10 protein-coding genes are annotated in these 10,262 nt (G+C 43.5%); 8 read left to right on the top strand and 2 right to left on the bottom strand.

What is annotated here, in order from left to right:
* Positions 1 to 449: 449 nt before the first annotated feature.
* The 6 genes from cmk (at position 450) to pyrF (ending at position 5,729) form a co-directional block, all read left to right on the top strand.
* Positions 450 to 1,130 (top strand): (d)CMP kinase, encoded by a 681-nt coding sequence (gene cmk, locus L1D22_RS20425; RefSeq protein ID WP_239831044.1) that lies wholly within the window; start codon positions 450 to 452, stop codon positions 1,128 to 1,130.
* Between the two features lie 106 nt (positions 1,131 to 1,236).
* Complete coding sequence (rpsA, locus tag L1D22_RS20420; RefSeq protein ID WP_061031784.1) at positions 1,237 to 2,907, top strand: 30S ribosomal protein S1; 1,671 nt, start codon at positions 1,237 to 1,239, stop codon at positions 2,905 to 2,907.
* 121 nt (positions 2,908 to 3,028) lie between these two features.
* The gene (gene ihfB, locus L1D22_RS20415) at positions 3,029 to 3,313 is read left to right on the top strand and encodes an integration host factor subunit beta (RefSeq protein ID WP_017060238.1); all 285 of its coding nucleotides are present in this window, start codon (positions 3,029 to 3,031) and stop codon (positions 3,311 to 3,313) included.
* A gap of 129 nt (positions 3,314 to 3,442) precedes the next feature.
* Entirely contained in the window at positions 3,443 to 3,715 is a 273-nt protein-coding gene (locus tag L1D22_RS20410) for a lipopolysaccharide assembly protein LapA domain-containing protein (protein WP_010439925.1), read from the top strand.
* A 12-nt stretch (positions 3,716 to 3,727) separates the two neighbouring features.
* Positions 3,728 to 4,903, top strand: a complete 1,176-nt coding sequence (gene lapB / locus L1D22_RS20405; RefSeq protein ID WP_016769333.1) for a lipopolysaccharide assembly protein LapB — start codon at positions 3,728 to 3,730, stop codon at positions 4,901 to 4,903.
* A 130-nt stretch (positions 4,904 to 5,033) separates the two neighbouring features.
* Positions 5,034 to 5,729 carry an orotidine-5'-phosphate decarboxylase gene (pyrF, locus tag L1D22_RS20400; RefSeq protein WP_239831043.1) on the top strand — a complete coding sequence of 232 codons (696 nt, stop codon included), beginning with the start codon at positions 5,034 to 5,036 and terminating at the stop codon, positions 5,727 to 5,729.
* Between the two features lie 105 nt (positions 5,730 to 5,834).
* Here pyrF and miaE read toward each other — a convergent pair whose 3' ends face one another.
* Both miaE and L1D22_RS20390 read right to left on the bottom strand, forming a co-directional pair.
* On the bottom strand, positions 5,835 to 6,629 hold the full coding sequence (gene miaE / locus L1D22_RS20395; RefSeq protein ID WP_299131663.1) for a tRNA isopentenyl-2-thiomethyl-A-37 hydroxylase MiaE: 795 nt from the start codon (positions 6,627 to 6,629) through the stop codon (positions 5,835 to 5,837).
* Positions 6,630 to 6,732: 103 nt separating this feature from the next.
* Positions 6,733 to 7,497 carry a hypothetical protein gene (locus tag L1D22_RS20390; RefSeq protein WP_017629879.1) on the bottom strand — a complete coding sequence of 255 codons (765 nt, stop codon included), beginning with the start codon at positions 7,495 to 7,497 and terminating at the stop codon, positions 6,733 to 6,735.
* A gap of 322 nt (positions 7,498 to 7,819) precedes the next feature.
* Between L1D22_RS20390 and cysB the strand changes: the two genes are divergently transcribed.
* The gene (gene cysB, locus L1D22_RS20385) at positions 7,820 to 8,794 is read left to right on the top strand and encodes an HTH-type transcriptional regulator CysB (RefSeq protein ID WP_004741986.1); all 975 of its coding nucleotides are present in this window, start codon (positions 7,820 to 7,822) and stop codon (positions 8,792 to 8,794) included.
* 149 nt (positions 8,795 to 8,943) lie between these two features.
* Entirely contained in the window at positions 8,944 to 10,146 is a 1,203-nt protein-coding gene (locus tag L1D22_RS20380; protein WP_239831042.1) for a methyltransferase, read from the top strand.
* The last annotated feature ends 116 nt before the right edge of the window (positions 10,147 to 10,262 follow it).

Here is a 10,262-nt window from a genome sequence, read left to right as displayed (position 1 = left end):
CATGGATAGCCTCGGCTTCAAGACCGCAAAAGCATTTAGCCTCAGAGTTCGGTTTAAGAGTTAGTGTAATAAGTGATGCTGTCTGGTGAGACTTTACTATTTTAAAGCCTTCCCAGAATGACGATAGGAAAGTATGATTCGGCATGAAAACGGTAGTTTGTGTATGATTTTTGTTTGGCGACTAAACCATATCACTTACTACCGTTTTTGTTTTTAGTTCCCGCTAATCCGCGATGAACCTTTTTTATGCCTATAGAAAATGTCTGCGTGTCTTATTGACCTCAGCTGGTGGATATTGAGTCGGTTGCATTCGTCGATGCATCATCAACTCTGAATTATCTGAGATTTACCTCGCTCGACTTCCAATTTTTCTCTATAATATGCCGCCTATAAAGTAGTGGCGAATCGCTAGTACAGAATAAAACTTACGACAAAACGTGGAGTAAAAGATGCCTTCTCAAAGCCCAGTGATTACGGTTGATGGACCAAGTGGTGCAGGTAAAGGTACCCTGTGTATGTTGCTAGCAGATAAGCTAGGCTTTCATCTTCTAGACTCAGGTGCGATCTATCGCGTACTTGCGTTAGCGGCAATTCATCACGGTGTAGATACTGAATCAGAAGACGCTTTAGTACCTCTTGCAACTCACTTAGACGTGCAGTTTATTGCTGAAGGCGACCTAGTTAAGGTTATCTTAGAAGGTGAAGACGTGTCGGGTGAACTTCGTAAAGAAGAGACTGGCATGGCGGCTTCGAAAGTAGCTGCTTTACCTCGCGTTCGTGAAGCTTTGCTTCGTCGTCAACGTGCATTCAGTGCAGCGCCTGGCCTAGTGGCTGATGGCCGTGACATGGGAACGGTTGTGTTCCCTGAAGCTGAAGCAAAAATATTTTTAGATGCAAGTGCTGAAGAGCGTGCGAGTCGCCGCCTTAAACAGTTGCAACAGAAGGGGTTAGATGTTAAATTTGACGACCTTTTGAGCGAGATCCAAGAGCGAGACGACCGAGATCGTAATCGCCCAGTGGCGCCACTTCGCCCTGCAGAGGACGCTCTAGTGCTTGATTCCACCTCAATGAATATTGAGCAGGTAGTAGAAAAAGCACTACACTATATTGAATCGAAACTAGTTGGGTAATTCTACCCGGCTGGCAAGAACGTTGGTCGCAAGGATGATGACCGGCGAATTTATCAACCCCATGCGGTAGGATACCCATGGACGTTTAATTATTGAAGATTAAATAATGACTGAATCTTTTGCTCAACTCTTTGAAGAGTTTCTAAACGAAACAGAATTCCAACAAGGCAGCATCGTTAAAGGTACTGTAGTAGCTATCGAGAACGGTTTCGTTCTTGTAGATGCTGGTCTTAAGTCTGAATCTGCTATCCCTGCTGAACAATTCAAGAACGCTGCTGGCGAACTTGAAGTTGAAGTTGGTGCTGAAGTAGACGTAGCTCTAGACGCTGTTGAAGATGGTTTCGGTGAGACTCAACTTTCTCGTGAGAAAGCTAAGCGCCACGAAGCTTGGATCGTACTTGAGAAAGCTTGCGAAGAAGCTGAAACTGTTGTTGGTATCATCAACGGTAAAGTTAAAGGCGGTTTCACTGTTGAACTTAACGGTATCCGTGCTTTCCTTCCAGGTTCTCTAGTAGACGTACGTCCTATCCGTGACACTGCTCACCTAGAAAACAAAGAGCTAGAGTTCAAAGTAATCAAGCTAGACCAGAAGCGTAACAACGTTGTTGTTTCTCGTCGTGCTGTTATCGAATCTGAAAACAGTGTTGAGCGTGACGAACTTCTTGAAACTCTACAAGAAGGTACTGAAGTTAAAGGTATCGTTAAGAACCTTACTGACTACGGTGCATTCGTTGACCTTGGCGGTGTTGACGGTCTTCTACATATCACAGATATGGCTTGGAAGCGCGTTAAGCACCCATCAGAGATCGTTAACGTTGGTGACGAAATCCTAGTTAAAGTTCTTAAGTTCGATCGTGAGCGCACTCGTGTTTCACTAGGTCTTAAGCAACTAGGCGAAGATCCATGGGTAGCAATCGCTAAGCGTTACCCAGAAGGTCACAAGCTTTCTGGTCGTGTTACTAACCTAACTGACTACGGCTGCTTCGTTGAAATCGAAGAAGGCGTTGAAGGTCTAGTACACGTTTCTGAAATGGATTGGACTAACAAGAACATTCACCCTTCTAAAGTTGTTAATGTTGGCGACGAAGTTGAGGTTATGGTTCTTGATATCGACGAAGAACGTCGTCGTATCTCTCTAGGTCTGAAACAGTGTAAAGCTAACCCATGGCAGTCATTTGCAGAAATGCAAGCTAAGGGCGACAAAGTTACTGGTAAGATCAAATCTATCACTGACTTTGGTATCTTCATCGGTCTAGAAGGCGGTATCGACGGTCTTGTACACCTATCTGACATTTCTTGGAATGTTGCTGGCGAAGACGCTGTACGTGAGTACAAGAAAGGCGACGAAATCTCAGCAGTTGTTCTAGCAGTAGATGCAGAGCGTGAGCGTATTTCTCTTGGCGTTAAGCAAATGGAAAACGACCCGTTCAACGCATACGTTGCTGACAACAAGAAAGGTGTTCTTGTAAACGGTACTGTTACTGCAGTTGACGCGAAAGGCGCTACTATCGAGCTAATCGAAGGCGTTGAAGGTTACATCCGCGCTTCTGAAGTTTCTCGCGACCGTATCGAAGATGCATCTCTAATCCTAAGCGTTGGCGACAGCGTTGAAGCGAAGTTCACTGGTGTAGACCGTAAGAACCGCGTAATCAACCTATCTATCAAAGCTAAAGATGAAGCTGATGAGCAAGAAGCAATGGCTTCACTGAACAAGTCTGAAGAAGGCGCGTTCGGTAACGCAATGGCAGACGCATTCAAAGCTGCTAAAGGCGAATAATAGCTTCTCATTAAGAGAATTATAGCTATCTAGCCAAGAAAGGAGCCGTAAGGCTCCTTTTTTTTTGCTTATTTTTCCGATAGGTCTATAATTTCTAAAAAGAAAACCAACGAGGGTAACTATGACTAAGTCTGAATTGATTGAAAGACTGTGCGCTGAGCAAACGCATCTTTCTGCAAAAGAAATTGAAGACGCTGTAAAAGACATTTTAGAGCATATGGCTTCAACACTAGAAAGTGGTGATCGAATCGAAATTCGCGGTTTTGGCAGCTTTTCTCTGCATTATCGTGAGCCTCGTGTTGGACGTAACCCAAAGACTGGTGACAAAGTAGAGTTAGAAGGTAAATACGTTCCTCACTTCAAACCAGGTAAAGAGCTGCGTGAACGAGTAAACTCAGGAATGTAGCCTACTTATCGGAATTAAGAAAAGCGGCATACTATAATGTATGCCGCTTTTTTATGACCATAATATGGTGGTCTGATTAGTAATTTTCCTGCATAATCGTACAGCTAACCAACCAATGAGTGATGAACTATGAAAATTATAAAAATAGTCGCCGTTATCGCACTTTTCCTAATTGCACTGGCTTTAGGCTCTCAAAACCAAACAACTGTGAATTTCAACTATCTGCTTGCACAAGGTGACTTCCACCTATCAAGTTTATTAGGTGTTGTATTCGTTTCTGGCTTTGGCCTTGCTTGGTTGGTCTTTGGTAACATGCACATGCGGTCTCAGCTAAAAATTCATCGCTTGAAGAAGCAACTCAATAAGCAATCAAAGCAGGTCGCTGCTGATACTAAAGCTTAAAGGCTATATTTGATGTTAGAGTTACTGTTCTTACTTTTGCCTATCGCAGCCGCTTATGGTTGGTATATGGGTAATCGTAACGCTCAGCAAGAAAAACAAAAACAATCACACCAGATCTCCCGTCAATACGTGACGGGTTTGAACCTATTACTGTCAGACCAATCTGACAAAGCGGTTGATCACTTCATCGAGCTACTTCAAGTAGACAATGAAACCATCGATACTCACTTGGCTTTGGGCAACTTGTTCCGTTCAAGAGGCGAAGTCGACCGCGCTATTCGTATTCACCAAAATCTTATCTCTCGTTCGGGATTAACTCTCGATCAGAAAAACCTCGCATTGCAACAATTAGCTAAAGACTATATGGTCTCTGGCTTTCTTGATCGCGCCGAAAAAATCTTTGAACAGCTTGTAGAAGAACCCGACCATAAAGAGGGTGCACTGCAACAGTTGGTTGCTATTTATCAGCAAACACGTGAGTGGAACAAAGCAATCCATTACGGAAATATCTTAGTTAAACTCGGTAAGAAGAAAATGAAGATGCGTGCCACAGTCGCGCATTTCTGGTGTGAGCTTGCGATGCAAGAACAAGCCGACGGTAACCGCTCTAAGGCACTTCAACACTTCAAGAAAGCTCTGTCTGAGGACCCTAAATGTGTTCGAGCTAGCATTGCTTTAGGTAAGTTTCATTTAGCGAACGAAGATTACCAAAAGACCATCGATTGTCTTGAATCGGTACTCGAGCAAGATATCGACTTCATTAGTGAGGTGTTGCCAACCCTTGCTGAGTGTTACCACAAGCTTGGACAAGAAGCTCAACTGGTCGAATTCCTTAAAGCGTGTATTCAGAAGAAAGCCGGCGTATCTGCGGAACTGATGCTTGCTCAGTTAGTTGCCCACCATGAAGATGTTGGCTCTGCTCAAGAGCTACTGACTAAGCAACTTGTTAAAAACCCAACCATGAAAGGCTTCTATCGATTAATCGATTATCACCTCGCAGAAGCAGAAGAAGGTCGAGCGAAAGATAGCTTAACCACGCTTCAATCCATGGTTGGTGAGCAGCTTAAGGTTAAGCCTCATTACCGTTGCCGCCAGTGTGGTTTCTCAACACACTCAATGTATTGGCACTGCCCTTCATGTAAAGGGTGGGGGACGATCAAGCCTATTCGTGGGCTTGATGGTGAATAGATTTGTGGTCATTTTAAGACCAAATTTTTAATTGCAGCTTTCGGGCTGCATTTTTATGACTGTTGTTTATCACCCGCTATGCGTAGGTGAGTAAATATTTTGTAGAAAGTTAACTGCGTTAGGAGATGAAATGAACGACCAAAAAATCATTGTAGCCTTGGATTATGACAACCAAGCGGATGCGTTAGCCTTTGTTGATCGTATTGACCCAGCATCTTGCCGCTTAAAAGTCGGCAAAGAGATGTTTACCTTGTTTGGCCCTGAGTTTGTTCGTGAATTACACAAGCGTGGTTTCTCAGTATTCTTAGACCTTAAATTCCACGACATTCCTAACACATGTTCAAAAGCAGTGCGCGCTGCTGCTGAACTTGGCGTATGGATGGTGAACGTACACGCAAGTGGCGGTGAGCGCATGATGACGGCTTCTCGCGAAATCTTAGAACCGTATGGTAAAGATCGTCCGCTGCTTATTGGTGTGACGGTACTAACCAGTATGGAACAGTCTGATCTAGCGGGTATCGGTTTAGACCTAGAGCCACAGCAGCAAGTAATGCGCTTGGCTTCTCTTACTAAAAACTCTGGTCTAGACGGTGTGGTATGTTCAGCGCAAGAAGCTTCATTGTTGAAAGGTGCACTTGGTCAGGAGTTCAAACTAGTGACTCCGGGTATTCGCCCTGTAGGTGCAGATGTTGGTGACCAGAAGCGTATTATGATGCCTTCTAAAGCCATTGAATCAGGTTCTGACTACCTAGTTATCGGTCGCCCAATTACTCAAGCTATAGACCCTGCAGCGGTTCTTGCTGAGATTAACGGCACTCTGGCTTAAGTTTCTCTTATAGCTAGCGCGATACGAATAAAGAAGGCCAGCAGATTGCTGGCCTTTTTGTATGTTTTCGAGAAACAGAGCTTGTTTGGGCTCGGTTGGCTTAACTTAAACCGGCGCACCACTATGGAATTTAAAGTCACTGTCGTCTGAAGTGATCAGGTCAGCTTCTACTTGAGCAAAGTGAGCAATACGTTCAGAGATATCTTTCCCTGCGATCTGCTCTGCTAGTTCAAGGTAATCTTGATAGTGACGCGCTTCTGAGCGAAGCAGAGACACGTAAAACTTCTCCATGTCTTCTTCTAAGAAAGGAGCCAGTTTAGCGAAGCGTTCACAAGAACGAGCTTCAATAAACGCACCGATGATCAGCTTATCAACCAGAGCATCTGGTTCGTAAGTTTTAACTTGCTTGATCAAACCTTTCGCGTAACGACCCGCTTCAATCGGTTGGTAAGTCACGCCTTTCTTTTCCATCAACTCCATCACTTGATAGAAATGATGCAGTTCTTCTTTAATCAGTAGAACCATTTTGTCGATAAGGTCAGCACCGTAATTACAGCCTTCTTTCGCTGTGATTTGCTTTGATACGTTGCTCTTACCACGAAGTGACTCTAGATCTCCGATACGACGATAAGCAAACTGCTCGTATGGCAAGATCCACTCATTCAGTTGCTTGGCACTCTCTTTATCAACCGCGTACTTACGGATAAGAAACAGAGCGCTTTGAGCTGCTTTTAGCTCACAAAGCATGTGATCACGAAGAATTATGTGAAGGTTTTCTGGCTTTTTGGCTTCATCGATCCATGAATCTGGCGTTTCGGCTTTAAGAAAGGAGTGAATTGGAGCTAATAGTTCTTGATACATGGTCGGGGCAAGTTTGTTGATAATGCGGGATTTTATCACAGCTCACTAGATCTCCCTATACAGAGAAAGGAAATTAACTAGGTACAAAAAAGGCCGCCTATTTAAGTAAATAAGGCGGCCTTTTCTTGTTTGGGTTAGACGATTACCATTTCTTTTTCTGACCGAATAGAGCATCCATATCGTCGTCACGCTCTTTAGATTCCATCTGTTGCAAATCTTGCGCGTTTTTATCTTGGCGTTTCTGATCAAGGTCGTTAAGCATCTGCTGAAGCTTCTCTTTTGCTTGATTAGAGTATGAGTCGTTTTTGGTTGCTAACGCATCAATGCCTTTACGCAGTAACTGAATCGCTGTGCCTGGTTGGCCACGAGATATTGAGTCGTTTGCACGCTTAATAACGTTCTCGATGTTAATGCGAATTTGGATTGTCTCAAGACGAGCGTTCTCAACCACATAAGCTTGGGTTTCAAAACGACCTTTGTTGTGTTCATTACGCACCGTATCGCGAAGACGTTTGACTAGCTTAAGCATCATGATCGCTTGCTTATCACTGCTTGGAACACGGAAAGCGGTGCTCTCGCCACCTTGGTAGTTTTCTTTTAGCTGAGTAATTTGCTGCTTCACGCTTTCGATACGTTGAGCGAGTTGCTTATTCTTAGGGTCGAGCTGATACATGTTTTCTAATGCATCAAGAATTCGATTATTTAAGCATACAAGAAGATCTTGGCTAAACGGCATGTGGTGAGCATTACCAATCAGCTCTTCAGTTCCGTCAATAATGGTTAGATAACGAGAAGCTTCCTGTTTCTTCGCTGTTTCTACCTTAACTTTGTATTGAAGCATGATGTTGTAGCCTAAAACCAACACCAAAAGAACGGCTACTAAGGCGATTATTAAACCAATATTCATATATTTGTGTCTGCTTGTTGTTTTCTATAGCTAACTGGAGAGGATACACGATTCCATTATGTATCGGCACTCGTAAATTGCAATTTCTGATTATCTCTTGTTGAGCGCAATCGGCAATCAAAATTTACCAACTAATGTATGAGAATGAGGAGTGGGTTGCAAAGCGTTAGTGATGTTTTTGTTTGTTAAGCTATAAAAGCTCAATTTTTCTGTCATTTTTGTGCTTGAAGCGTTATAACTATTAATTATATTACACGAGACTATAACGCTCTCTTTGCAAATAAGTTAGCACAGAAATGAGTAAAGGATTACGAGGTTAGATATGAAGTTACAGCAACTGAAGTACATTGTTGAGGTTGTAAACCATAACCTAAATGTTTCTGCGACCGCAGAGAGTTTATACACATCTCAGCCAGGCATCAGTAAACAGGTTAGATTGCTGGAAGATGAGCTGGGCATTCAGATCTTTGAGCGAAGCGGCAAGCACTTAACGCAGGTGACTCAAGCTGGCGAGGATATCATTCGTATCTCTCAAGAAATTCTAGCTCGTGTTGAAAGTATTAAGGCGGTAGCGGGTGAGCATACTCATCCAGAGATGGGTACATTGAACATTTCAACGACTCATACCCAAGCACGTTACGCTCTTCCTGATGTGATTAAAGGCTTTACTGCCCGTTATCCTAAAGTTTCGCTTCACATGCACCAAGGTACACCGAGCCAAATGTCTGAGGCCGTTGCTAAAGGGACTGCAAACTTTGCGATTGCGACTGAAGCACTTCACCTTTATCAAGACGCGATCATGCTGCCTTGTTACCACTGGAATCGCTCAATCGTAGTAACCAAAGATCACCCTCTCGCTCAAAAGCAGAATATTACGATTGAAGATCTAGCGGCTTATTCTCTAGTAACTTACGTATTTGGTTTTACTGGCCGTTCTGAGCTTGATACTGCGTTCAACAAAGTTGGTCTAACACCGCGCGTTGTGTTTACCGCAACAGATGCGGATGTAATCAAAACTTATGTTCGTATGGGCATTGGTGTTGGTGTTATCGCGAGTATGGCGATTGACCATGAACAAGATACTGATTTGGTTGCCATTGATGCAAGCCACCTATTTGGTGCGAGTACGACAAGCATCGGCTTTAGAAAGGGCACCTTCCTGCGTTCTTACATGTTTGATTTCATGGAGCGCTTTGCACCGCACTTAACTCGCCCTGTTGTCGAGCAGGCTATTTCTTTGAAATCGAATGAAGAGATTGAAGAGATGTTTAAAGATATCGAACTACCTGTTCGTTAATCCCATCGTGCAAATCTAGATTCTTATTCGGTCTGTATCTACAGGCCGTTTTTCTTTCTGATTTCGAACTCTCTTTACTGCTCTCTTTTATATCGAGCCTTTCCATTTCCGTTTGTTACCCCTACAATCCTCGCACCATAGGGGGAAGCATGCATTCACGATTTAAAACACTCGATTCATTTCTGCTTAAGCACCAGGTTTACTGGCGTTCAGAGCCTTTTCACCTATGTCAAACCCAGCAACAACCTTGGGTTGATGTGAATCGCCCACTTGTCGATTGGTTGGATAGCTTGAGTATTGAGAATATTCAGATTCTAAAAGAGCAGCCTCAAGTGTTGGTCGAACAGCTTATTCGTTTTATTCCCGAGTTAGAGGAAGCGAATCACAGCATTCAGTTCACGACTACTGCACTTAAAGGGTTAAAGCTTCCACGAGGTACTGAAGAGGGTATTCCAGGAAGAAAGCTACAGCAGATTGTTTCGATGGGCGAGGCTTCGCTTGAACATCATCATGGCAAAGAGTGGTTGGAGTGGTGTTCTGGAAAGGGTTTTCTCGGCCGAATTTTATCTCAACAATCTAACCAAAAAGTGACCAGCTTCGAATGGCAACAGTCGCTGTGCGAAAGCGGCCAAAAGATTGCAGATGCACAGCGTCTAGAAATGACGTTTGTTCAAGGTGATGCGTTTTCCGAAGGTGCAGATGAGGTATTTAATCCCAATCAACACGCTGTCGCACTGCATGCCTGTGGCGACCTTCATGTTGAGTTGGTTAAAAAATCTGTGTCACATGGGTTACCAGCAGTCACTATATCCCCTTGTTGTTATCACCTTATTCGTGACGAAAACTACCAAGCTATGTCATCAGTGACAAAGGCTTCGGATTTAACATTGAGCAAGAGTGATTTACGAATCCCACTTCAAGAAACCGTTACTGGTGGTGAAAGAGTAAAGCGACATCGTCAGTTAGAGATGAGCTATCGTTTGGGTTTTAGCCAACTGCTTAAGGCTGAGCTAAACATCGATGAATACATTCCAGTACCAAGCATCAAAAAATCAGAGTTATCTGAAGGCTTTGAATCGTTTTGTCAGTGGGCTTCTGAAGTAAAAGAGATAACACTTGGTTCGGATATCGATTTTGAATCCTATTTTGCTCAAGGCGAGAAACTTTTCTGGGAAATGGAGAAGCTGAGTCTGGTTCAGCAAGTTTTCAGGCGACCATTAGAGATATGGTTAGCTTTGGATCGCGCTCTTTACCTGCAAGAGCAAGGCTATGAGGCAAGCATCGAAGAGTTTTGTGAACGCAGTGTCACGCCTCGAAATCTGTTGATTCATGGTGTAAAGAGCGACCGATAAACCTTACGAATACAAGAAAGAGCGCTGAACATCGCTGTTGAAAAATAGTGCTACAGATACAAAAAAAGCCAGTTCGACAAATGTCGGACTGGCTTTTTTAATGTGTGTTGTAACTG

It is taken from the genome of Vibrio sp. Isolate34 (assembly GCF_022397915.1).
In the GTDB taxonomy this organism is placed as follows: domain Bacteria; phylum Pseudomonadota; class Gammaproteobacteria; order Enterobacterales; family Vibrionaceae; genus Vibrio.
The sequence above is the reverse complement of the archived record's forward strand: the minus strand, read 5'-3'. Positions and strand labels throughout refer to the sequence as shown.

Coding starts and splice junctions, on each gene's coding strand:
- lapB (WP_016769333.1), top strand. CDS start 3,728: ATGTTAGAGTTACTGTTCTTACTTTTGCCTATCGCAGCCGCTTATGGT.
- rpsA (WP_061031784.1), top strand. CDS start 1,237: ATGACTGAATCTTTTGCTCAACTCTTTGAAGAGTTTCTAAACGAAACA.
- L1D22_RS20410 (WP_010439925.1), top strand. CDS start 3,443: ATGAAAATTATAAAAATAGTCGCCGTTATCGCACTTTTCCTAATTGCA.
- cmk (WP_239831044.1), top strand. CDS start 450: ATGCCTTCTCAAAGCCCAGTGATTACGGTTGATGGACCAAGTGGTGCA.
- ihfB (WP_017060238.1), top strand. CDS start 3,029: ATGACTAAGTCTGAATTGATTGAAAGACTGTGCGCTGAGCAAACGCAT.
- cysB (WP_004741986.1), top strand. CDS start 7,820: ATGAAGTTACAGCAACTGAAGTACATTGTTGAGGTTGTAAACCATAAC.
- pyrF (WP_239831043.1), top strand. CDS start 5,034: ATGAACGACCAAAAAATCATTGTAGCCTTGGATTATGACAACCAAGCG.
- L1D22_RS20380 (WP_239831042.1), top strand. CDS start 8,944: ATGCATTCACGATTTAAAACACTCGATTCATTTCTGCTTAAGCACCAG.
- L1D22_RS20390 (WP_017629879.1), bottom strand. CDS start 7,497: ATGAATATTGGTTTAATAATCGCCTTAGTAGCCGTTCTTTTGGTGTTG.